Source organism: Roseibium sp. MB-4 (assembly GCF_053005265.1).
On record NZ_JBRKQB010000001.1, the window covers coordinates 1,537,532 to 1,560,775 of the forward strand.

The 23,244-nt window shown below is 57.3% G+C and carries 23 protein-coding genes; 9 read left to right on the forward strand and 14 right to left on the reverse strand.

The genetic code is table 11. The features are described from left to right. Positions 1-87: 87 nt before the first annotated feature. Together ACVDG4_RS07155 and ACVDG4_RS07160 are read left to right on the forward strand one after the other, a co-directional pair. Entirely contained in the window at positions 88-525 is a 438-nt protein-coding gene (locus ACVDG4_RS07155; RefSeq protein WP_447234514.1) for an SRPBCC family protein, read from the forward strand. A gap of 81 nt (positions 526-606) precedes the next feature. Beyond that, positions 607-1,134, forward strand: a complete 528-nt coding sequence (locus ACVDG4_RS07160; protein ID WP_447234515.1) for a GNAT family N-acetyltransferase — start codon at positions 607-609, stop codon at positions 1,132-1,134. Between the two features lie 93 nt (positions 1,135-1,227). On the opposite strand, the gene ACVDG4_RS07165 is transcribed toward ACVDG4_RS07160, so the two are convergent. Further along, positions 1,228-2,532 (reverse strand): DNA-packaging protein, encoded by a 1,305-nt coding sequence (locus ACVDG4_RS07165; RefSeq protein ID WP_447234516.1) that lies wholly within the window; start codon positions 2,530-2,532, stop codon positions 1,228-1,230. After that, a complete protein-coding gene (locus ACVDG4_RS07170; protein ID WP_447234517.1) occupies positions 2,501-3,085 on the reverse strand; it encodes a hypothetical protein in 585 nt (194 codons plus the stop codon). Before ACVDG4_RS07170 ends, ACVDG4_RS07165 begins: the two co-directional genes overlap by 32 nt. Positions 3,086-3,649: 564 nt before the next feature. Between ACVDG4_RS07170 and ACVDG4_RS07175 the strand changes: the two genes are divergently transcribed. Next, entirely contained in the window at positions 3,650-4,402 is a 753-nt protein-coding gene (locus ACVDG4_RS07175) for an SDR family NAD(P)-dependent oxidoreductase (protein ID WP_447234518.1), read from the forward strand. Between the two features lie 9 nt (positions 4,403-4,411). Here ACVDG4_RS07175 and ACVDG4_RS07180 read toward each other — a convergent pair whose 3' ends face one another. Beyond that, positions 4,412-4,837: a secondary thiamine-phosphate synthase enzyme YjbQ gene (locus ACVDG4_RS07180; RefSeq protein ID WP_447234519.1), complete on the reverse strand. Its 426-nt coding sequence runs from the start codon at positions 4,835-4,837 to the stop codon at positions 4,412-4,414. 220 nt (positions 4,838-5,057) lie between these two features. On the opposite strand from ACVDG4_RS07180, the gene ACVDG4_RS07185 reads away from it, so the two are divergent. Then, complete coding sequence (locus ACVDG4_RS07185; protein ID WP_447234520.1) at positions 5,058-6,146, forward strand: TolB-like translocation protein; 1,089 nt, start codon at positions 5,058-5,060, stop codon at positions 6,144-6,146. 27 nt (positions 6,147-6,173) lie between these two features. Here the strand turns inward: ACVDG4_RS07185 and ACVDG4_RS07190 are convergent, their stop codons facing one another. Next, complete coding sequence (locus ACVDG4_RS07190) at positions 6,174-6,950, reverse strand: substrate-binding periplasmic protein (protein ID WP_447234521.1); 777 nt, start codon at positions 6,948-6,950, stop codon at positions 6,174-6,176. A 211-nt stretch (positions 6,951-7,161) separates the two neighbouring features. Here ACVDG4_RS07190 and ACVDG4_RS07195 point away from each other — a divergent pair, with 211 nt between their 5' ends. Beyond that, positions 7,162-8,469 carry a glycosyltransferase gene (locus tag ACVDG4_RS07195; protein ID WP_447234522.1) on the forward strand — a complete coding sequence of 436 codons (1,308 nt, stop codon included), beginning with the start codon at positions 7,162-7,164 and terminating at the stop codon, positions 8,467-8,469. A 17-nt stretch (positions 8,470-8,486) separates the two neighbouring features. On the opposite strand, the gene ACVDG4_RS07200 is transcribed toward ACVDG4_RS07195, so the two are convergent. Next, complete coding sequence (locus ACVDG4_RS07200; protein ID WP_447234523.1) at positions 8,487-9,299, reverse strand: substrate-binding periplasmic protein; 813 nt, start codon at positions 9,297-9,299, stop codon at positions 8,487-8,489. 332 nt (positions 9,300-9,631) lie between these two features. On the opposite strand from ACVDG4_RS07200, the gene ACVDG4_RS07205 reads away from it, so the two are divergent. Next, the gene (locus tag ACVDG4_RS07205; protein WP_447235092.1) at positions 9,632-11,233 is read left to right on the forward strand and encodes an FMN-binding glutamate synthase family protein; all 1,602 of its coding nucleotides are present in this window, start codon (positions 9,632-9,634) and stop codon (positions 11,231-11,233) included. Between the two features lie 36 nt (positions 11,234-11,269). Here ACVDG4_RS07205 and ACVDG4_RS07210 read toward each other — a convergent pair whose 3' ends face one another. From ACVDG4_RS07210 to cyoA, 7 genes are all read right to left on the reverse strand, one after another. Further along, complete coding sequence (locus ACVDG4_RS07210; RefSeq protein ID WP_447234524.1) at positions 11,270-12,082, reverse strand: substrate-binding periplasmic protein; 813 nt, start codon at positions 12,080-12,082, stop codon at positions 11,270-11,272. A 123-nt stretch (positions 12,083-12,205) separates the two neighbouring features. Further along, positions 12,206-12,847 carry a 2-hydroxychromene-2-carboxylate isomerase gene (locus ACVDG4_RS07215; RefSeq protein WP_447234525.1) on the reverse strand — a complete coding sequence of 214 codons (642 nt, stop codon included), beginning with the start codon at positions 12,845-12,847 and terminating at the stop codon, positions 12,206-12,208. Between the two features lie 69 nt (positions 12,848-12,916). After that, positions 12,917-13,762, reverse strand: a complete 846-nt coding sequence (locus tag ACVDG4_RS07220) for a helix-turn-helix domain-containing protein (protein ID WP_428526990.1) — start codon at positions 13,760-13,762, stop codon at positions 12,917-12,919. Positions 13,763-13,862: 100 nt separating this feature from the next. Beyond that, positions 13,863-14,177, reverse strand: coding sequence for a cytochrome o ubiquinol oxidase subunit IV (gene cyoD, locus ACVDG4_RS07225; protein ID WP_008189660.1), 315 nt, complete (start codon positions 14,175-14,177; stop codon positions 13,863-13,865). Positions 14,178-14,186: 9 nt separating this feature from the next. Beyond that, complete coding sequence (gene cyoC / locus ACVDG4_RS07230) at positions 14,187-14,801, reverse strand: cytochrome o ubiquinol oxidase subunit III (RefSeq protein ID WP_447234526.1); 615 nt, start codon at positions 14,799-14,801, stop codon at positions 14,187-14,189. After that, complete coding sequence (locus ACVDG4_RS07235) at positions 14,798-16,840, reverse strand: cbb3-type cytochrome c oxidase subunit I (protein WP_447234527.1); 2,043 nt, start codon at positions 16,838-16,840, stop codon at positions 14,798-14,800. The genes cyoC and ACVDG4_RS07235 overlap by 4 nt, the downstream gene beginning before the upstream one ends. Then, positions 16,840-17,778: a ubiquinol oxidase subunit II gene (gene cyoA / locus ACVDG4_RS07240; protein ID WP_447234528.1), complete on the reverse strand. Its 939-nt coding sequence runs from the start codon at positions 17,776-17,778 to the stop codon at positions 16,840-16,842. Before cyoA ends, ACVDG4_RS07235 begins: the two co-directional genes overlap by 1 nt. 328 nt (positions 17,779-18,106) lie before the next feature. On the opposite strand from cyoA, the gene ACVDG4_RS07245 reads away from it, so the two are divergent. Further along, a complete protein-coding gene (locus tag ACVDG4_RS07245) occupies positions 18,107-20,173 on the forward strand; it encodes a putative bifunctional diguanylate cyclase/phosphodiesterase (protein WP_447234529.1) in 2,067 nt (688 codons plus the stop codon). Positions 20,174-20,186: 13 nt separating this feature from the next. Here ACVDG4_RS07245 and ACVDG4_RS07250 read toward each other — a convergent pair whose 3' ends face one another. Beyond that, positions 20,187-20,813: a helix-turn-helix transcriptional regulator gene (locus tag ACVDG4_RS07250; protein ID WP_447234530.1), complete on the reverse strand. Its 627-nt coding sequence runs from the start codon at positions 20,811-20,813 to the stop codon at positions 20,187-20,189. Between the two features lie 107 nt (positions 20,814-20,920). Here ACVDG4_RS07250 and ACVDG4_RS07255 point away from each other — a divergent pair, with 107 nt between their 5' ends. After that, positions 20,921-21,238 (forward strand): DUF2293 domain-containing protein, encoded by a 318-nt coding sequence (locus ACVDG4_RS07255; protein WP_133951052.1) that lies wholly within the window; start codon positions 20,921-20,923, stop codon positions 21,236-21,238. Positions 21,239-21,241: 3 nt separating this feature from the next. On the opposite strand, the gene ACVDG4_RS07260 is transcribed toward ACVDG4_RS07255, so the two are convergent. Beyond that, positions 21,242-21,484, reverse strand: a complete 243-nt coding sequence (locus tag ACVDG4_RS07260; protein ID WP_447234531.1) for a hypothetical protein — start codon at positions 21,482-21,484, stop codon at positions 21,242-21,244. 304 nt (positions 21,485-21,788) lie between these two features. Between ACVDG4_RS07260 and ACVDG4_RS07265 the strand changes: the two genes are divergently transcribed. After that, a complete protein-coding gene (locus tag ACVDG4_RS07265) occupies positions 21,789-23,039 on the forward strand; it encodes an alpha/beta hydrolase family protein (protein WP_447234532.1) in 1,251 nt (416 codons plus the stop codon). The last annotated feature ends 205 nt before the right edge of the window (positions 23,040-23,244 follow it).

The window sequence follows — 23,244 nt, forward strand, 5'->3', positions numbered from 1 at the left end:
AGGGACTTGGAAAACTGATTCAAACGCGCCGCTTCGCACGGACGCCAAAGCTGCTATTCTTTGCTCCCTCAGGAGGCAGAACGTGAGATGACCAATCAGAACGTGATTCAGATCGAACGCGGTTTTCCGGTCGCCCCCGCTGTTCTCTGGTCACTCTGGACCGAGGCTCAGCATCTATCCGCCTGGTTCGGACCTCACATCTCTTTGGAGCCACGTGCGGGCGGTGCGTTCCGCGAAGTCTGGACCAACGAGGGCCACCAGACGCTCACCTCCGGTACTATTGTCACATTCGATCCGCCCAAAACCCTCGCCTGGACCTGGGCCGATGAGGACTGGACAGGGACAACGCTCCTTACACTGTCGATCCTCGCTGAGCGCAACGGTGCGCGTCTCACCCTCATCCACAGCGGCTGGCACGATCTTGCCGAAAACGCGTCCGGTTCCTTGCGCGACGCCCACGCGGTCGGATGGACCATGCACCTCACCAACCTGGAACGCTATTGCCTGACGTTGCTCGGCAAGTGAGGTTGCAGATCAAAGTGCATGCCACTATTCAAGTAGCCGTTTTGGCCTCACCTGATTTTCCGAGATTTCCAGCTGTCTGACTTGTCCCGTTCCATCCGTCTCGCAACGGCTTCTGACCTTGCAGCCCTCTCTGCCCTTTCGATCGAAGTCTGGCTCGATACTTATGCGCCCAATGGCATCACCCGGCCGTTTGCGGATCATGTGTTGAGCGCCTATTCCGCCGAGGCTCTCGCTCGGGAACTCGAAAGCTCCGACCGGATCTTTCTGGTCTGCGAACACAGCGGCTTTCTTCTCGCCTACGCCAAGCTGTCGCTCTCCCCGGAGATACCGCCTGGAGCCACAGGCACGGCGGAACTCGAAACGCTATATGTCCGCCGTCATCACAAGCGGCAGGGGATCGGCGCGGCCCTGTTCCATAGATCCATGGAGACCCTCAGTGCCCATGGCCATGACCATGTATTTCTCACCGTTTTTGAGCACAATCAGTCAGCGCTCAAATTCTACGACGCGCTTGGTCTTGAGCGCGAAGGCCGGTTTATCTTCCACTTCGAAGACCAATCCGCCCCGAACATCATCTTCGGCACGGAGACGTCCAGGTTTTCCAGATAACCTCTGCCTCTCCGCTGTCCCGGATTTGATCCGGGACCATATCTGGAGCAACTCAGGCCCCGGATCAGGTCCGGGGCGGCTGAGTGGGTTGGTCTAGAGCCCGCGCACCTTTGGTTCTGCCTTGGGGCCGAGCATCAGGTCCGAGACCGCCCAGACGAGGGCGTCCAACCGATCGGGGGAGCGCCTGCCGGACAGCCCGCCCGGGCCGAAGTCGGCCATCTCGTCTTCCAGCTCGGGAAACGTGCCTGCATGGTGCACCTTGCCCTGATCGTAAAGCATGGCGACCGGCTCGGCCCGCGAGAACTTGCCCCGCGATGCTCGCACCTGCTTCACCGGCACCGATGGATCCGCGCTCGCAATCACTTGCGCGACCATGTCGCCGCCCTGATTGACCTCGGCGATCAGGCAATCGGCCTTCAATCCGTGCCAAAGGCCAATGGCGGCTTCTGCCCAGTCGGCGGGTTTGGCCGGACAGCGGCTGCGGTCGGCCAGAACATAGGCTTTGCCGTCACTGCCGAGCCCCGCGGCGACAATGCCGCAAGCGTCCGACTTGGCTGTTGCCGTCACCGGCGGGTCGATCGCAATGACAATGCGCGTCAGATCCTCCGGTGCTGCTGCGGCCCTTGCGGCCTCCAGTCCATCCCGCGACCAGAGTGCGTCCGGCCGGTCCTCGATCAGCTCGCCATCCAACTCCTGCCGGCCAAGGCGCGTGCCGCCATATCTGCCAACCACGGCCTCCAAAAATCCGGGCGCCAGAAACAGTGCATTGGCCTTGGTCGGGGCATGGGTGATGGCGGTGCCCGCCTGTTTCATCAGGCGTTTCAGGAGCGGCACCGGCCGCGGCGTTGTCGTGATCAACTGGCGGGGTTTGCGGCCCAGCCTCAGCCCGAACTGCAACATGTCGAAGGTCTCCTCGGCATAGGTCCATTTGGCAAGTTCATCGCACCAGGCGATGTCGAATTGCGGCCCCCTCAAGGCTTCCGGGTCTTCGGCGGAAAAAGCCTGCGCCACCGCGCCGTTCGGCCATTCCAGCCTGCGGCGGCTCGGGGTCCATTGCGGCCGCTCCGCACCGGGGTGCACGGCCAGAAGTCCGGAGACCCCTTCCACCATCACCTCACGGACATCCGCATAGGTTTCGCCAACCAGCGCGATCCGCCCGGCAAAGCCCGGTTCGCACCAGCCGTGCCCGAGCGCCCGCGCCCGGATCCATTCGGCCCCGGCCCGTGTCTTTCCGGCCCCGCGCCCGCCCATCAACAGCCAGACCGCCCAGTCCGGTTCCGGCGGCAGCTGGTGGGAATGCGCAAAGACCGGCCAGTCGAAGGTCAGGAATTTCAGATCCTCCGGGCTCAAGGCGGCAAGGACCGCCTCAATCCGCCCCAGCCTCGCACAATCGCTCAAGACGGCGCGCAAGTGCCGCGCGCAACTCCTCCCGGTCGTCAAGGTTGTCGCCCTCCCCGTCCGGTTTCACATCCGTTTTCAGGTCCATCAGGGCGGTCAAGGTCTTGGCAAGGCTCGCCAGTGTCTTGACCGTCTTGTCAATTTCCTGGATCCCGCCAGTTGGCGGCCCCGCGCCAGCCTCGTCAAACAGGTCCGCGAGCCGCGCTTCCAGCTGGTCCATCTGCCCGGCAAACGCCCGGTAGAGCCGCGCAGCCATGTCCTGCGGGCTTTCCGGCGTTTTCTGCAGCCCCACATCTCCGTCCGCCACCGCCCCGTTCCCATCGCCCTCCCGGACGGAAGAGCGTGGAGATCCGGGATCGGGGCCCGCAAGCGTTTCCATCCCCTCAGGACCTGCGGGCCGCCCCCCTGCTTCGGAGACTGCCGAGACGGTGCACACCGGCTGCATCGACTGCCTCTTGCGTTTCCGGTTCAAAACCTTTTCGCGCTTCAGCGTGTCGGCGAGGCCTTGCCCCGAGAACCGCGCCTTCACCTTCGATCCCCCACGCTCGCTCACTCCGGGTCCCTCCAGGCACAAAAATACCGGCGGCTGCCGGTTGATAGAGACACAGATCGGTTTGCTGTCTGGGCACCTGTCTCGCTGCGATCACTATCGCCGCCCCGGACTTGATCCGGGGCCTGCCGTCAATGCTCCGGTCCCGGCACAGGTCCCGGCTCGGGGGCCGGGACGGCAGCGAGCAGGACCTCTGTCAAAAAACTTATCCACGCCCAACAAGCCCGTGAGATATTGAGGCCCATACGACTGAAACCGGCCTTGCGGCAGCGGGACCTGGAAAATCATCCATCCTCTGACCCTCTCCGCTCGTTTGGCCCCGTCAACCCATTCGGCCGATGCGCCCAACAAAAAAGGCCTCCACGCAATCGCCGGAAGCCTCAATCGATCCGCAACTTTGGGATCATGACAAAACCATGCCACATCACCGTTACGGTGTCAAGGAATATTTTCCTATTTTTCTCTCAGCTTTCAAACATCTGGATTGGCGATCTCCCGATTGCCCGGGTCGCCCCTGCCTGCTAGCGTCCCATGAGACACACTCTCACCCGAATTCAGAGCCCAAAAATGACCGAAAAGATTGCCCTTGTGACCGGCGCGGCGCGCGGGATTGGTTTGGCGACCACGAAGCTCCTGATCGAAAAGGGCTGGAAGGTGGCGATGGTCGACCGCGACGGGACGGAGCTGAAAACGGCGTTCGCCGGGATCAACGCGGGCTCGGCCTTCATCTATGATGTTTCTATCCCCGATGACGTCGATGAGATGATGACCAAGATCATCGAACATTTCGGGCGGCTGGATGCGGTGGTCAACAATGCGGGTGTCGCCAATTTCGGGCCGATCGAAGAGGCGGATTTGAGCCTGTGGCGCACGGTGATGGCGACCAATTTGGACGGGGTCTTCATGGTCTCGCAGGCCGCCGTTCCGCACCTGAAAAAAACGCGCGGGGCGATCGTCAACATCGGCTCGATTTCTGGCCTCCGCGCCTCCACCTTGCGGGTGGCCTATGGGACGTCGAAGGCGGCGGTCATTCATCTGACCAAGCAGCAGGCGGCCGAGCTCGGCGAATACGGCATCCGCGCCAATTGCGTCTGCCCAGGCCCGGTCCGCACCAAGCTCGCCATGGCCGTGCACACCCAGGAGATCATCGACGCCTATCACGATGCGATCCCGCTCAACCGGTACGGCTCAGAGGCCGAAATCGCGTCCGTCATCGCCTTTTTGTGCTCTGACGAGGCGAGCTATGTCACCGGACAGGTGATTGCCTCCGACGGCGGGTTTGACAGCACCGGCGTCGGCCTGCCCGCGCTTCGGACATAGGGCATCCGGTTACCGGTCACTCAGAAAATGCGCCGCCACTTGGCGTTGGTGCGGCCGGTCGCGGTGTTCAAAGAGATATATCCCCTGCCAGGTGCCAAGCAGCATTTCGCCGCCCGAGACCGGGATCGACAGGCTGACGGGCAAAACGGCGGCCTTGATATGCGCCGGCATGTCGTCCGGGCCCTCCAGCGTGTGCGTGAGGTAGCGCATCGCAGGATCGCTCGCCGGCGGGACAAGACGGCTGAAATAGGCTTTCAGATCCACCTGCACATCCGGATCAGCGTTCTCCTGAATGAGGAGCGAGCAGGACGTATGCCGAACGAACAGGGTCAGCAATCCGTCGCCTGCGCCGTCCTCCATAAGCCAGCTGCTGACGGACCGGGTGAACTCATAAAGCCCCTGGCCGGAGGTTTTCAGGGAGAACAGGGTCTGCATTGAGAAAGTCCCGCCGATGGCCGCAAATGGATTTGCTGCATTTCTGACATGAATTTCAGAAGCGGACAATTTGCGCCGGTACCACTAAATAGACACAGCGTAACCTTTACATCCAAGGCGTCACTCCGTCACCCGCCTGAACGCTGACTTGACACAATACTCGCGTTGATTTCAATTCATAGCGCAATCAACTAATACAAGAATATATTTCGGATCAAAAATGAACCCAAAACCTATACTCCTCATAGTCTGGACTTCACTTATTTCTTTGGGATTATTTTATTATTATTTTATCAGAGAAAAAACAAATCCAATCAATCTCAATGCTTATACTACACAGTTGGATGTTTATTCCAAATATCATGCCTTTGCGCATCAATTTGGAATTTATGATTACGGTATCGTTCTGTTCGATACAAGCGCTGGGTCTATCAGCATTTTCCGTGCTGAAGGCAAAGTTGCTCAGGCGCCTCACTTCTCAAGAGATGGACAGTTTCTCTACTACGCCGAGACACCCCTTAGCTACCGGATTGAACGACTCAGCGAGCTCAAACAAGAGCAGATGACCTCAACGCTGAAAAAATGCTCCGTTCATAACGGTCAATGTGAATCACTCCTTAGATTTACCGGTGAAATATCAAGCATTGCCGAGCTTTCCGATGGTCCAATCCTGTTCGCTGGAGGAGAGCCGGAGGTGCGGGCGGATCCCTTTTCCCCGGATGCAACCTTTCTAGGCTTCCGCAGGTATGACTTTTATCTGGCCGCAGATCCAACAAACATCGAAAGGCTCAGCAGTTTTGAAGCCCACACGCTTGTTTCCGCAAGTGCTGCCGGCAACACACTCGTGTTCGAGGTTTTCCTAAACAGAGATTTTGAGAAGAAATATGGGAGGCATGACAGCGAGATTTACCATGCGGAACTGATGAATGACAAAACCAGGCCTCAACTTGTCTTTTACCCGCAAGAGCCGTTCTTAACCTACGGCGACAGAATTGACTCGAAGCCGGATATGGCTCCGGATGGCAAACACCTCGTTTTCAAATCAGCGCGTTCGGTAAAAGGTGGATACATTTACGATTTTGTAGTGGCTGAGTTGCCGGGCAAAGCCGTTACGAATGTGATTGTGACTTCACAGAAAGCGAATGCAAATGCTGTCTCGCGGGCTGTCTTTAGCGACAATCAAACGCTGAACTACATGTCACATGGCAAACAATCCTACCAGTTCTGGAGCAGAAAAATTGATAGTGAAACCACTGATCTGGTTGCAGAATTGAGTTTTGGAGACCTGAAGCAAGCTTTCGAGGAATAAGCCTGTCATAATTGGCAAAAAAATCGGCTACCGATACTTATCGTGGATGGCGTCATAGGTGCCATCTGCGCGCATTTCTGCCAAGGCGTTATTGAAGGGGCCGATCAGGTCCTCAACGCTCTCATAACTCTTTGAAAAACAAAAGTGGAAATCCCGGGTGGTCAGCGCGATGAATTCAAACTGACCGCTCATCTCCTCGCGGCGGATGATGTACTCCGTCGGTTCCCGCGCGCCCATCAGATAATCAAACCGACCGGCCGCCAGCATCTTGAGGCCAAGCTCGGTTGTTTGCGCTTCGATCGGGTTGGCCCCCAGGTTCTGCAAAACCGCCAGGCTTTCATATCCCGCCATGGACGCCACCGGCTGACCAACCACATCCTCAACGGTCTGAATGTCCGGCCCCTCATGCGCTTTTCGGACGAAAAAACCGTTGGTGAAGACACTGATCGGGTCCGAGAAAAGAATGAACCGCTCCCGGTCAGGATGATGGGCGCAAGTCAGTATACCGGCCGCCCGGCCCGTCTCCGCTTCGTTCAACGCCCGCTTCCAGGGCAGGAACAGGATGTTGGCTTCATAGCCCATGCGGCGAAAGGCTTCGGTGGCGACTTCATAGTCGAACCCGCGCAGACCGTCCTGCTCAACAGCCATTTCGTAGGGCGGATAATCTTCGGTGACAATGTCGATGCGCGGCGTTGCCAGTGCCGGGCCGGACACCGCAAAAGCAAGACCGCTCACGACCGCAACGGCAGTCACTGCGCGCCGGGCCAAGCGCAGCGCTGTCATCGAACTCAGTTCCAGGGCCATGCATTGCCTTTTCTGCTTGTCCTTCAGAGAATCCCTAAATCCCCTGCCCTTAACAAAACCGGAAATTCATTCCTCAACATGTCATTGATTTGATAATGCCCCAACGGTAGCTGACACTTTCCAGATATTTTGAAGATTTTACACCTCTTCCTGATTGCAGAGTGGCCAAAAAACATCCAAAAGAGGCACCTTCCTATTGGGAATTTCACCAATGAACGCTTCAAAGCCGAAAATCCTGATTGCCACGCTCGGAACTCGCGGCGACGTTCAGCCCTATGTGGCGCTTGCCGGTGAACTGGTGCGTCTCGGTGCCGAGGTCGTCGTAGCGACGGGGCGCGGCTTTGACACGATGATCGGCAAGGTGGGGGCGCAACCGCGCGCGGTTCCGATCGATTTTGAAGCCCTTTTGGGTGACCCGGTGACGCGCGAGGCGATGTTCACCTTCCGCGGCAAGATCAAGGTTGCCCGCACCACCATGGAAGATCAGAAGAAGGTCGTCCGGTGTTTGTGGAGAATCGGTCTGGAAGAAAAGCCGGATCTGATCCTCTTCAATCTCAAGGCCACGGTGATGACGCTGGTGGCCCGGCGGCTGAATGTCCCGGCTTTGCCGACCGCGCTTCAACCGGTCGTGACGCCCACAGGCGATTTTCCGGTCTCCCTGTTTGGATTGCCCGCACTCGGCAAACTGGGAAACCGTCTCAGTTATCTGGCTGCCCGCAAACTCATGGCCCTGGGTCTGTCTCCCATGTTGAAACCGCTGCGCGCCGAAGCAACCGCGGAATTCGAATACCCGGGCGAAATGATCGACGGGCATATGCCGGATGGCTCCAAAGCGCTGTGCCTGCAAGGGTTTTCATCTGCGCTGGTGCCGAGACCGAAAGACTGGCCGGAAACGTCCTGGCTGAGCGGCTACTGGTTCATGCGGCCCGCAAACACCTACATGCCCGACCGCGAGCTGATGCAGTTTTTGGAGGACGGCCCGGCGCCGGTCTATATCGGCTTTGGCTCCATGCCGAGCCAGAACCCGGAAGATCTGACCCGGCTGATCATGCGCTCACTCACCCAGACCGGACTGAGGGCCATTTTGGCGCGCGGCTGGGGCGGCCTCACCGGGCACACCCTGCCGGAGGTCTTGAAGGACAAGGTGTTTTTGATCGACAAGGCCCCGCACAGCTGGCTGTTTCCAAAATGCAGCAGCATCATCCACCATGGCGGTGCCGGAACAACCCATGAAGCCTTGCGCTGGGGCAAGCCCTCCCTTGTCTGCCCGGTCTTTGCCGATCAGCCTTTCTGGGGGCAACGCGTTCATGCAGCTGGCGCTGGTCCGGCCCCGATCAGCCAAAAGAAACTCACGACAGATTTGCTGGTGAAGGCGCTCTATGCGCTGGATGCTCCGGCCTATGCGATGGGTGCCAAGACCGCCGCCGGCATCATGGCGCTCGAGCCCGGCGCAGAGGGCGCGGCTGAGGAAATCATGTCCCGTGTTCCAGCTGTTCGTGCACGAGCAAAAAGCGCCTGACTTCGTCTGATCTCTGCTTAAAGCCCGCCGGGAGGGTCGTAATTCAAAGTGTGCGGCTCAACATGCGTGCGCCGGATATGCTCATAGTTTTCCCGATATTCAGGGGATTTCCGAACCCGTTTGATCTCATCATAAAGGGCTGAAACGACCTCAGGGTTGTTCTTGGCAAAACCATGTGAAAACAACAGGTAGTAATGCTTTTCTTCCAAGGGCGGCCCGACTTTTCGAACCCGTCCGTTCAGCTCCGGCGTTTGTTCGATCAAGTGATCGGCATGTGCGGTTAGCGCCGCGACACCATCCAGACGGTCGCGCAAAAGGAGCTGGAACAGTTGACCGAGCCGGTCGGCCATGAAAACCCCGACGCCCTGATTTTGGAGCATTGTCACAATCGAATAGCCATAGATGGCACCAATATCGCCGGACAGATTGTCAAACTCTGATCCAGTCCAGCGAACATCCGATTCTGTTGGAACGTAAAGCGAGTAACTGTCAGCGTGCAGAGCTTTTGAGGTATCCGGACGGTTGTCCACCATCGGATAGACCCCAAGGTCCATCCGGCTCACCTCGAAGCTGGCCGAAAAACAACCGTCGATGGCGTTCGAACCGGCCTCGTTGAGGCAGCGCCTCCAAGGCACTGGCCGGAGATCAACTGCATATCCCAGATTTCGGGCCGCCGTCTCTATGAGGAAAATGTCGGCCCCGGTCCCATCCGGCAGTTGCCAGGGAAAGTACTCTACGTTTTCCAGGCCCAGAACAAGTGTTTGCGCCGAAGCTTGCCACGCACTGACGGTCAACATGGCTGCGGTTATCGCGCCCAACACTCGTTTCATGTCACCTCATCGCAAACGTTGCCCGAACCGGTATTCGGAGTGCCGGACCGCCAATGAATGGGTCAGCGCTTCCGGGCTCAAATCTGTCCCGTGATTATTCGGGACACGGCCGAGGGCCTGCAATCGACATATTTCTCAATGGCATTAAATACATAAGCCTCGGCGCGCCGCACGTGTTCTGAATCGTGCGGCCAAGCTCATCAAAGATGAGATGCCCCCTTTCCTTTTGACAAGGAGACTGACTAGACTGCCCCTCAGGATTGCCAGAGGGAGAATGTCTCTTGTTTCCAGCCCGCTATACGGTGTTTGCGCTTTGTAGTGCCGCCGCAGTTATGACCTTCATCCTCAGCTTCGCAGTCGACCCTCATATCCTTTTGGTTTTTGCGGTTTTTGCCTTCTTGACTATTGTCGGCATACTGGACGTCACCCAGACGAAACATGCGATTTTGAGGAACTATCCGGTCGCCGGCCATTTCCGTTTCATGTTCGAAGCCATCCGCCCTGAGCTCCGGCAGTACTTCTTTGAAAGCAATCAGGATGGTCGGCCGTTCTCCCGCGAGCGCCGCACCATGGTCTATGACCGGGCAAAGGACATCGAAGGCGTGCTCCCCTTCGGCACCGAGCTTGACGTCTATGACATCAACTACGGCTGGGTGAACCATTCGGTCTGTCCGCATTCTCATGGGAAGGTCGAAGAACTGCGCGTCGAGATCGGCGGTCCTGAGTGCAAACAGCCTTACTCCGCGTCGATTTTCAACATCTCCGCCATGAGCTTTGGGTCACTTTCCGGCAACGCCATCCTGGCGTTGAACAAAGGTGCCAAGGCGGGCGGCTTCTACCATGACACCGGCGAGGGCAGCGTTTCCCGCTACCACCGCGAAGGCGGTGGCGATCTGGTTTGGGAGCTGGGCAGCGGCTATTTTGGTTGCCGCGCCGAAGATGGCGGCTTTGATCCGGAAAAGTTCAAGAAACAGGCGGCCGACCCACAGATCAAGATGATCGAAGTCAAGATGAGTCAGGGCGCAAAACCCGGCCACGGTGGCGTTCTGCCCGGCGCCAAGGTGACCGAGGAAATCGCGGAAGCTCGCGGCATTCCGGTCGGCAAGGAATGCATTTCACCAGCGAGCCATTCTGCGTTTTCAACGCCGATGGAATTGCTGGACTTCATCAAGACCCTGCGCGAGCTTTCAGGCGGCAAACCTGTCGGCTTCAAACTATGCATCGGCCACCGGTGGGAATTCATGGCGGTCGTCAAGGCAATGCTCAAGTCCGGGATCAAACCGGATTTCATCGTTGTGGACGGTGCGGAAGGTGGCACGGGGGCAGCCCCCGTCGAGTTCGCCAACAGGCTCGGCACGCCGCTGCGCCAAGGGTTGGCGTTCGTTCACAACAGCCTTGTCGGTGCAGGATTGCGGGATGACATCCGCATTGGTGCGAGTGGCAAACTGATCAGCGCTTTTGACATCGCCGGAACCATGGCACTTGGTGCGGACTGGGTGAACTCGGCCCGCGGCTTCATGTTCGCGGTTGGCTGCATCCAATCTCAAAGCTGCCATACCAACAAATGTCCGACAGGCGTCGCAACCCAGGACCCGAAACGCCAGCAAGCATTGGATGTTCCGGACAAGGCCACCCGCGTTGCGAACTTTCACCGCAATACCATCAAGTCGCTCGTTGAGTTCACAGCTGCAGCCGGGCTGTCTCATCCGCGGGATTTCAAGCCGGAGCATTTCTATCTTCGAGCTGGTTTGCGGGAAATCCTGCCGGCAAGCGCTGCGCTGACTTGGCTGAAACCGGGCGCTTTGCTCGACCCAACCCATGATATTGCGGGGTATTCCACCTATTGGGCGATGGCCGATGCCGGCAGTTTCGAGCCTGCCAAATCCCTTGAAGTTGCCAAGGCGCAGTATCACCATCACCTCGGTCATCACTAAAGAAAAGTGGGACCGACACATGGCTTGCCGGATGTTTTAGTCGATATCGACGACTTTCTTTCGCAGCTCGTAATTCCGGCTTCGGAGAATCCATCGGCCGATGTTTTCAGAGATGATCCGGTCCGCTGTCCCGTCGGCCAGCAGTTCGCCATACCGCTCGCTCACCTTGTCCTTCAGATTCCGGCAAGGAGAACTTAGCGTGAAACCACTGTGCACAAAGCCATTCATCACGTTCCAGTCCAGCGGCACAATGTCCTCGCCGCCCTGGATGGCGCCAAATTGCGCCTGGCCGACGTAGCGGCCATGGATAATGTAATCGATCCGACCGACCAGCAGCTGGTTCACGTTATCCTGGAAAGAGAAATTGTCGGACAACTCCAGAACATTGGCGACATAGGAATCGAAAGGCTCTCCATAGCGGTCTCCGGCGTTTTTCGCGCCATACCTGCCCTTCAGATCCTCCCATACCGTGAGTGGGAAGCTCCGGTCGCGCAACGTGAACACAGTAAACGGGTTCTCGAACGCGGGGGTGTCGGTAAAGTCCAAAAACGTTGATCGCTCATCCGTTTTTTTCAGCGACATCAAGAAGTCGATGTCGCCGTTTTCAGCTGTTTTCAAAACGCGTTTCCAGGGCCCGGTGAAGACCGCATCAAACGACACACCGAGTTCCTGAAAGATCATTTTGTTGAGGTCAACGCTTGCCCCAACGATCCGCCCGCCCTCCCGCCAATGATAAGGCGGATAATCGGGGTGTGCGGACGCGGTTATGCGCGTGCAGTTTGGATCTGATGCCAATGCACTGGAGATGCTTGCGAAGAATAAAACCAGCCCAAGGCGGACCGATACCATGACAGTCTCCGACGTGAGGGACGCCTGTACAAACGCACAACAGACGACCTGAAACAATTCACGTAACGGCAAAACACTTAACACGGCGCAAATTTACGAAAGAGTTTTCGTCTGACCAGCGCCCTACCCATCAACAGGCGGATTGACCCAGTCCGATGGCGCGAAGGGTTTTTCAAGAGCACGCTCCACCAGTGAGAGATGATCCTGACCGTAAAATGGATCGCCATCTACGATGTATGTTGGGGACCCAAAAACCTGCTTTTCCTTGGCCCACTCCGAATTTTCCATGAGCTTGTTCTGAACGCTCGGGTTTGCAGCTTCTTCCAGCAATTCCTTGGCGGCGAACCCCAGTTTCACCGCCACAGCCTCAAGAGCGGTAGGGTCTGAAAGGTCCAAATCCTCATTCCAATGCGCCTCCAAAAGTCCGTGAGCCATCCGGTCGGTGTCTGGGCCCGTTTCGCCCAGCGCGATGATCATGCCCGAGGCCAGGCTGTAGTCTGCATCGTGAAAAGTCGGGCGCTTGCGGATAATCGGCACGGACCGGTACTCGGCCCAACGTTCGATTTCGCGACCGAAGAAATAGTCGACATGCGCCTGTGTCCGCTGGCGGAAGGCCGGGCTTCTTTGAGCCTCGACGACAGGCGACAAAAGCACCGGCCGATGGACCAAAACCGCGTTGTGATCAGCGCAAATCCGCATGATCTCCGAGGAGCCGAGATACGCAAATGCGGAATGCGCGGAATAGACATATTCGATGGTTGCCATGCCGTAGGGTCTTTCTTTCGCGAAAGGCGGTTCAAAATCTGGATTTACTTTTGGTGCCTAAAATCCGGTTCAAATCCCGAGAGACAGTTTCGTTGCAAAGTCACTGGCCTCGTGGGAGCGCACGAGAGCGTGGCGGACCAGATCATCGAAATGCCGGGAAAACAGCTGCACGTGACGTGTGTTGGAAAAGGTGAGATAGCGCTGCCCCAAATACAGCGCAGCCCATTTTTGGCCAAACACCGTAAACGGGGCGGAAAACCGGTCGCTGGCACCAAAAAGATGCAACCTGAGAGAGGGGTAATATCTGTCCAGGGTTTCGCCCATGACCTGCAGCTGCTCCCGGCGCACAGCATCCGGCAAATCCGACCACATGCCCTCGCCCCGGGCAAATGCCTCCAAGGCCTCTTTCGAAACACAGATTTCCATGTCTGATTCTGCGCGGTTCAACAACGCCTGCTGATCGCGTGTACCGGTGATGGCCTGTCCGGGTGTCCGAAAGGTTTCGCCAGCATATTCGTGAGCTAAAACGGCTTCTGTCTTCAAGACATCCGGAAGGTTCGCCGGAACATGACGGATCTTGGCGCCAACCGCGTCCCGGTACCAGGCGAGCAAATGCACATCGACCGGGTGACGTTCGGTTTCGGCCACTTGAACGGCTTGATCGAGGATTTCCGCGGCTGCGCCCTTGTGCGCCGACAAGCCCAGAAGCCAATCGGCGGACACACTTAGGGCGGATGCGATAGCCGCAAGCGCCTGACCGTTGGGCAGGCGTGGGCTCTCTTCGGACAAAAGCTGGGAAACCGTGGACCGGTCGAGCTCAGCCGCCCGCGCGAGGTCTGAGCGGTTGAGTTCCCGCTCTCTGAGCGCCGCGCTCAAACGCTCGCGAAACAGTTCGGCCCGGTCTCTTTTATCCATGTGGTGTGGGTACCACAGCTGTTGAGGCAAAACCACATCGGTTGCAAAAAACCAACAAAATGTCGTCCCAACTCAGGCGTCAAACACGTAATTCAGACCGTCACATCATCCGGTGATGCAGGTCGAACATGATCCAGAGACTGCCACCGACCATGATGCAAATCAGAACGGCTGCGAAGGCCAAAAAGAAGAGGTTCTCACCCGGGGTCGACTTGAAATTGAGGTGCAGGAAAAACACCAGGTGCACCAGCACCTGGATGACAGCGGCCGCTGCAATCACACCGTAGACCGCCGGTCCGGTGAGCGCGCCCGTCCAGACCAGACCGAAAGGGATCGCAGTCAGCACAATCGCGAGTGCAAAGCCTGTCAGGTAGGTGCCAAGGCTGCGATGTTCTGTGTGGTCCGTGTGGTCCATGTCAGCCTCCTACATCACACCGGGCAAATAGACGACCGAGAAGATCCCGATCCAGACGATATCAAGAAAATGCCAGAACAGCCCCAACCGGTTAAGCCGGGAGCGGACCGGCAACGTCAGTCCCTTGGTCATAACCTGTCCGATCATCACAAGGATGCCGATCGATCCCATGGCAACATGCGCGCCGTGCATCCCGACGAGCGTGAAAAATGCCGAGAGGAACCCGCTGACATCCGGTCCCGCTCCTTGCAGGATCATGCCGCGGAATTCCAGAAACTCCATGGCGAGGAAGCCCAGACCAAGCCCAAGTGTAATCAGAAGCCAGAGAATGACGGCCCGCCCATGCCCCTTGTCCATGGCCAGACTGGCAATGCCGAAGGTCAGGCTGGAGACCAAGAGCAACGCGGTCTCGATGGCCGTGTGGCTGAGGTCGAAGACCTGTTGCGAGGTCGGGCCGGCCGCCGAGTTGCCGGACAAGACCACATAGGTCGCAAACAGCAGCGCGAAAATGACGGCATCGCCCATCAGGAACAGCCAGAAGCCGAACTCCCGTCCGCGAAGCGAATGATGCTCTTCTTCCTCCAAGAGGTCAGCGTCGTTTCGGATGGTCAGCATCTCGCTCATGACGCTCTCCCCGAAAGCGCCATTCCGGACGCAGCCCCGCGTGGTTCAAAGTCGCGCATGTCATGCATGTCAGCCGGAGTGATCCCGGAGAGCCAGGCGGTCTCAATTGCCTCAACCTCGGCCGCTGACATCACATACTCGCTGGTGTCGTCGCAGGCCCGGATCCCGATGCACACCAGACACAAGACCAGCATCAGCGCCGCCAGCCACCAGATGTACCAGACAGCAGCAAATCCCATTACGAAGGAGAGCCCGCCCAAAATAACGCCGAGGCCTGTGCTTTTCGGCATGACAATAGGCTCGTAGCGCTCCGGCCTCTGATAGGCGGTGCCGCGCATCTTCATTTCATGGAATGCATCGATATCGGTGACCGTTGGAACGACCGCGAAATTGTAAGGCGCGGCCGGAGACGACGTCGCCCATTCCAAGGTCCGGCCGTTCCACGGATCCCCGGTGATGTCGCGGGACGATCCCCATTGGCGCGCGGAAACATAGAGCTGGATGCCGATACAGATGATGCCGCAAAGCACGAAGACCGCGCCCAGTGCGGCAACCACGAGGAAGGGTTGCCAGGTTGGATCCGCGTAATGCTCCATCCGCCGGGACATGCCCATGAACCCAAGGGCATAAAGCGGCATGAAGGCGAGATAAAACCCGATAAACCAGAACCAGAAGGACCGGATGCCCCACTTGGCGTCCAGCTTGAAGCCGAAGGCCTTCGGGAACCAGTAGTTCAGCCCAGCGAAATAGCCGAACAGAGCGCCGGGAATGAGCATGTTATGAAAATGCGCCACCAGGAACGTGGAATTGTGCATCAGGTAATCGGCGGGCGGCAATGCCAGCAACACGCCTGTCACACCGCCGATGACGAAGGTCACCATGAAACCGATGGTGAACACCATTGCGGGATGGAATTCGATCCGCCCCCGGTACATCGTGAACATCCAGTCGAAGATCTTCACGCCTGTGGGCACGGCAATGATCATTGTGGCTATACCGAAGATGGCATTCACATTGGCCGACGCCCCCATCGTGAAGAAGTGGTGCAGCCAGACCGTGAAGGAGAGCAAGGCGATACAGGCAGTCGCATAGACCAGCGATGTGTAGCCGAAGAGCCTTTTTCTGGAGAAGGTCGCCACCACTTCGGAGAAAATTCCAAAGGCCGGCAGGATCAGGATGTAGACTTCCGGGTGCCCCCAGATCCAAAGTAGGTTGGCGAACATCATCATGTTGCCGCCATCGCCGTTGGTGAAGAAATGAAAGCCCAGTGTGCGGTCCAGCCAGAGCTGCAGGGCAACCACGGTCAGGGCCGGGAAAGCAAACACAATCAGGATCGAGATGCAAAGTGCCGTCCAGGTGAACATGGGCATGCGCATATAGGTCATGCCAGGACAGCGGTTCTTTACGATTGTGACGATGAAGTTGATCCCGGACATGGTGGTGCCGGCACCACTTAAAGTCAGCGCCCAGATCCAATAGTCGACGCCAACACCGGGACTGTATTCAATGCCGGAATACGGTGGATACCCCGTCCAGCCAGCCTGGGAAAATTTGCCCACCACAAGGGAGATCAGGACCAACGCCGCTCCAGCCGCTGTTAGCCAGAGACTGACAGAATTCAGGAAGGGAAAGGACACATCCCGGGCGCCAATCTGCTGCGGAACGATCAGATTGATCAAACCGGTCAGAAACGGCATTGCCACGAAGAAGATCATGATGGTGCCGTGCGAGGAGAAGATCTGCTCAAAATGCTCGGGCGGCAGATAGCCTTCGTTGTTGAGCGAGATCGCCTGCTGGGCGCGCATCATCAGCGCATCGACAAAACCGCGCACCAGCATGATCAATGCGAGCACGACGTACATGATGCCGATCTTCTTGTGATCGACACTTGTCAGCCAGTCGGTCCACAGAACCTTCCAGGCGCGCAGGTACGTGATCAGCAGAAAGGCTGCGATCCCGCCGCCAACGGTCACGGCCGCCCCGCCCATGGCCACCCAGCTGTAAAAGGGCAGCGCGTCAATCGTCAAACGTCCCAGCATCAGGCAGCCCCCCGGCAAATCAGTTCCGCAGCTTCGCTTTCCAGCGGGCCGACAATCGGCGCGTATTTGCGCAGGATCAGGCCAAATAGGTTCGGCTCAACACTTGAATAATAGGCAACCGGGTTTGCAACGCTCTGTTTGGCGACTTCCAAATAGGTCTTGGCATCCAGGGCATCCGGCGAACCGGTCACCTTGTCTTTCCAGGCCGTGAAGTCCGCCTCTGTCAGGGCATGCGCCAGAAAGTGCTGGTCTGAGAAACCGTCGCCGGAATACATCGTGTTGCGGCCCTTGAATGTGCCCGGACCATCGGCAAGCAGGTTCATTTCCGTCCGCATGCCCGCCATTGCATAGATCTGACCGCCGAGCGCCGGGATCATCAGCGAGTTCATCACGGTGTCGGAGGTGATTTTGATGGACAGGGGCCGATCGGCCGGAAAGGCCAGCTCATTGACACTGGCAACACCCAACTCCGGATAGACAAAGAGCCATTTCCAATCGAGAGCGATTGCCTGAACTTCAAAGGGCGGCTTGTCCGAAGCAAGCTCCTTGTAAGGATCAAGCTTGTGCGTGTCGCGCCAGACCAGTGTGCCCAGAACAATGATGATGGCGGCCGGAACAAGCCAGACAACGGCCTCGATTTTCCAAGATCCCTCCCACTCCGGCGTATAGGTCGCGGTGCTGTGATGCCGCGACCGGTAGCGGTAGACAAACAAGAGCGTGAGGAGGATGGCCGGGATGGCAACGATCATCATCAGCCAAAAGGCCGTGAATAAAAGATCTCGCTGCGCAAGAGCGATCGGTCCTTGCGGGTAAAGGATCGGGGCCTCAGAGAGCGCACAACCGGAAACAAGGAAAGCAATGGCGGTCGCGGCTGCCAAATGCCGGGCCCAATGCAGAGGCGTTCCAGATCCACTCACACCAACATCCCCCGCAGGCATTGCCGGGTCCTTGGGCGGGTTGATGAATGAATGCCGCACCAACGACTTAAGGCAAAGCGATTTGATTTAAAAAGACTATGCCGCAGATTTTTTCTGCGCAAGGCGTTGACGCAAGCGAAGGTTCCTTTTCGGTATTTGGGAAACACCATGCCGACAAGGTCAACAAAATCTTAAGAACCTGACAAACTCAAATCTGTGTCATTATAAGTACTTTTTACAGTTTTTCTTCCCAAACGAACCTTTGACGTTGAACTTCCAGTTTCATCAAGCATAATCGAATCAATACCGTTACGTTATATCAATCATTTCTGAATAACGGTGGTCCTCTGTGTTTTTACTAAGAGACCGTTTTGAGCTGTTTTTCAGGCACAAGGATTTCGATGCATTGCGGGCGATAGCGAAAAAACTTCAAGACTTTGCCCGTTGGATGATCATTGATCCCAGGGACACCGAACTTGCGCAGGCCCAGTGCCGGGAACTGAACTCCCAAATCCCGCTTCTCTATCTTTTGCTCATGGTCAACGCGATCGCCGTTGCGTACACGCACCGCGACGTTGCACCTGGTTATATGACCATCGGTGTCCTTGCGCCGATGCTGATCTTCACGACGATCCGGCTGGTTTCCTGGGTCCGGTCCCGCGGTCTTGAGCTCGGGCCGCAACAGGCGGTGCGCAAGTTGCGTCAAACCGTCCTTCTCGGCAGTTTGGTCGCCGTCGTCTACATCACCTGGTCGTTGAGCCTTGAAAGCTATGGCACTGCGATCGAGCAGGGTCACGTAGCCCTTTTCATCGCGATCACTGTGATCGGCTGCATTTTCTGTCTGATGCATTTGCCGCAAGCGGCCATCATGGTGATGCTCATCGTGACGGCGCCTTATCTGGTCTATTACCTGAGCAAAGGCCAAGATGTTTATTCGGCGATTGCCATGAACATTTTTCTGGTGTGCCTGGTTATTCTAAAGGTGCTGCTTAACGGTTACGAGGCCTTTTCAAACCTGATCAAGTCCCGCTCCGAACTGGCGGCCAAACATCAGGAAACGGAACGTCTCAATGCGGAGAACGAGCGGCTCTCGCAGACCGACTTCCTGACCAACTTGCCCAACCGCCGGTATTTCTTCAACCGGCTCGACCGCCAGATCGAGAGCGTTGCTGGAACCGATGCCGTCTTTGCCGTCGGCGTGATTGACCTGGATCAATTCAAGCCGGTCAACGACACTTACGGACACCAGGTCGGCGACCAGCTGCTCATGGCTGTCGGCGACCGCATGGAAGCGCTTGGGGTACAGGATCTGGAGATCAGCCGGCTGGGCGGGGATGAATTCGGTCTTCTATATCTCGGACCGCCGGAAACCGCCGCAGATGTTGCAAAAGCGCTCTGTGAGAGCCTGCAACAGCCGTTCAAGATTGGCGAGATTTCCGTTGCAATTGGCGCCTCTTGCGGCATCGCGTTTTATCCGGATGCTGGCACAACGACCCATATGCTGTTCGACCGCTCCGACTACGCACTTTACAATTCCAAAACAACGGCCCGCGGTTCGGTCACCGTCTATTCTGCTGATCACGAAGCCCGCATCCGGTCGGAACGGGCCATCGAAAGTGCCCTGCAATGTGCCGATATTGCAGCCGAGTTTGAGGTCCACTTCCAGCCCTTCGTCGCGCTTTCGAAACAGACCATCATCGGCTTTGAGGCCCTGGCACGCTGGAACAGCCCCGAACTTGGCCGCATTCCGCCGGACGTCTTCATTCAGGTGGCCGAGCGAACCGGTCAGATCCAAAGGCTGACCATACAGCTGTTTTGCATGGCGATCAGGCAGATCGAAGCGCTGCCTGATTCGCTGCGAATGTCCTTCAACCTGTCAGCGCATGACATCACGTCCCATGAAACGGTATCTAAATTGCTGGATATCATCGCGGAGCGCAAAGTCGACCCGACACGGATCACGTTCGAGATCACCGAGACATCGGTCATTGGAAGTTACGAGGCGGCGGAAGCGTGTTTGAAGCGTTTGCGGGATGCCGGGTGCCGGTTGGCTTTGGACGACTTCGGCACTGGATATTCAAGCCTTGGATATCTGCACCGCCTGCCGATCGATTGTGTCAAGATCGATCGGAGCTTCGTCGCGTGTCTTGATGATCCAATGACAGGCGGTGTCGTGGCATCCATCCTGAACCTCTGCCGGTCCATGCAGATCACCTGCGTTGCCGAGGGTGTTGAGGATGCGGGACAGGCCGAAGCGCTTCAACAGCTACAGTGCCGGTTCGCTCAAGGCTATCATTTCTGCCCGCCGAAGCCCTTTGCCGACATCAAGCAAAGCATTGACGAGACTGGCACAATCGCCGGCCTTCCAATAATCAGCGCCGAACACAACGACCTGCTGCGCTCCAGCGCAAATTAGCCTTGGCAAAACCTCAGGACGCAGCCGCAATCCGGTAGACGCAGCGGCGATCGCCGGAGAGAAGATGTTCTTGGCGCTCAACCAGTACGCTCTCTCCAAGGAGCGATTGGAACAGGTTGAGCTCCGAACGGCAGAATTCCTGGCAGGCTGTGGCCGCTGCACAGATCGAGCAATGGTTCTCAATCAACAGAAACGCATCGCCATCCCGCTGCACCTCGGCCATGTAGCCTTCCTTGCTCCGCAAATCGGCAAGTGCGGCAACTTTTCCCCGAAGCTCCTGTTCCTGGCCGAGAACCTCGGAATAGAGTTTGCGGCTTTGATCTTCGCGGTGTGCGATGAGCTTTTCTAGACCATCCGGGCCATATATGTCGGTCACCCCGGACAGAAGCCCCGAAACTAGGGCTGCGTGATTGTCGGGGAACTGGCCGTGGCCTTTTGCGCTCAAGGACCAAACCCGTTTCGGGCGGCCGACCGAGCCTTTCAGGTCCTCAAATTCAACAAACTCCGCCTCCAGCAAGCCGTCTAGATGCTGGCGGACTGCAACGGATGTGACGTTGAGTTCCTCGGCTAGCTCTGCTGCCGTTTGGGGTCCGGCAGCTTTCAATGCATTCAGCAGTCTTATGCGGGTGCGGTCTGACATGATGGCATGAATATAGTCAGCACTCAGATAAAGAAAAGGATCTCTTATCTAACTTTCAGACCGGACCGCACGTTTTCGTATTTGGCCAAACGTGCTACCGGACATGCATGGTGGCCGGGACAAAACGACAGAAAGACATGCGCAAGGCACTGCGCTTATTGCTGCCACGTGTGCCGATGGCGGATGCGGAAGCGATTCTAGAGGGCGCCCTTGCCGGTCACTTGCGTCACCTGCCGCCGTCCATTGCCGTGTGGCAAGCGGCCACCAGCCGCATTCGGCATGAGCACACGGACTATGATGCCCTGCTCGATGACGGATATGACCGGGACTCCGCCCGGTTTTTCGTACTGGATGCCATGAACGACATGCTTGAGACTTGGGGGAGTCAGAAGCGGGTCTCTGCGGAAGCGGACGACGAGGCGTAGCTCCTACCGGCAAACGTCGAGGATCCAGAGGAACGCCATTGGAACCATCGCCAGTGCCGGGAGAATGATCGCGGGATAGCCGAACAGAAAGATAGATACGGCCCAAACCATCGCCAGGTTTCCGATGAACCAGTATTTGGCATCGTCCTCACCATACATCGCGTCCTTCACAAACCAGTTCAGCACCGGAATGATCAGCAGCAGGCGGATGATGAGCAGTTCTTGTTCGGCAGTTTTTGCAGACACGCGATCAGGCCCTTCCCTGGCTTTATGTACGTGGTTTTACGTAAGCTCGGCAGGCCGATCTCGCACTGTGACAAAACGCCCGTTCGCTGCGGCATTCTGGCAGGTTCGACGTTGCTCTTTGCCTTGAACCCTTGTCGCCTGCGAACTATCAGCACGCTGATAACCCTTGCCATTCATAGGTTGGGCTTTAAGTTGCAGATTGTAAGTTATTACGATGCTTCGGAGACCCAACACCGTGCCCCGATTGTCCCCAAAATCCCTTTTGGTTGCCGCCACTTTCACAAGTCTTGTTTCGGCTGAAGCCATGTCTGAAAACAGAATCGACCTTATCCGCCCTGATGCGCCGGAGCTTGCAGCTCACGGCGCGTATGAGGTTGGGCGGATGACGCTGCAACTCACCAATCCCGACCAGTATGACATCGTCCGGATTGCGGCAGATGAAACGCCGGAGCGGTATGACCGCCCTTTGACGGTGGAGGTCTTTTATCCGGCTGAAGCGCATGATGCCCCCGAACCAATGCGGGTCATCTTGCGGGACGGACAGCGCGAGGCCGACATTCACGGGCTCTCCAAACCGGATGCTACACCTGCCAAAACCTCTGCCCCCTACCCGCTTGTACTGATTTCACACGGCTATCCGGGCAACCGGTTCCTGATGAGCCATATGGCGGAAAATCTGGCCACCAAGGGGTATGTCGCGGTCTCCATCGACCACACCGACAGCCTTTATCATGACAAGGCAGCCTTCGGATCCACGCTGGTGAACCGGCCGCTTGATCAGATGTTCGTGCTGAATGAGATGGACCGGCTTGCCAAGGACAATAACTCGCCACTGGCAGGTCTGATCGATACCAACCGCACCGGTCTCATCGGTTACTCCATGGGCGGCTATGGCGCGATCATCTCTGCCGGCGGCGGTGTAACCGATAAATCCATCGGTTATGAGTGGGGCGCGCCGGACGGGCTTTTGGGCATGCACAAGGCTGGCAACGCGGAGCACGAAGCGCTGATCGATCCGCGTCTCAAGGCGATTGTCGCCATCGGTCCATGGGGGAGAAACCGGGATTTTTGGGACGCTGAGGGCCTTTCCGGTGTGCGCGTCCCCGCGCTTTATGTGGCCGGCAGCGTCGACGATGTTTCCCAGTATGAAACCGGCATCCGCAAGATCTGGGAGGAAAGCAGTGGAACCGACCGGCATCTTCTGACCTTCATCAGCGCCAATCATAATGCGGCAGCTCCCATGCCCGCGCCGATGGAATCCTATCCCTTCAGCGACGAACTCGGCTGGGCGCCGTTTGAACACTATGCAGATGCGGTTTGGGACACGGTGCGGATGAACAACATCATGCAGCACTTCGCGACGGCCTTCATGGATCTCCACCTGAAGAACGACACGGACAAGGCCGCCTATCTGGACCTGATCGAGACGGCGGAAGATGGCGTTTTTGCCCGCAATGACGATGGCACAGACAAACCGGAGCACACCTATTGGCAGGGCTTCCCGGACAGGTCCGCAAAGGGCCTGATGTTCGAAACCCGCTCAAAAGGTGAATAACATCGGCATTTCGCAGGCGGCGCGCGGAACAGGCCGCCGCTTGTTAACCTGACATGCAAGAGCCCCTTTTACTCTGACGTTCAATCAGGATAAAAATCCCTTGGTTTTTGAAGATTCGAACGTTGGGGAACTTTGTGTTCCGATCTTACCGGACTCGAGCTAGGATCTGCTGGACTTGCCTTTCGGCCTTTGTGCTTTCACTCAC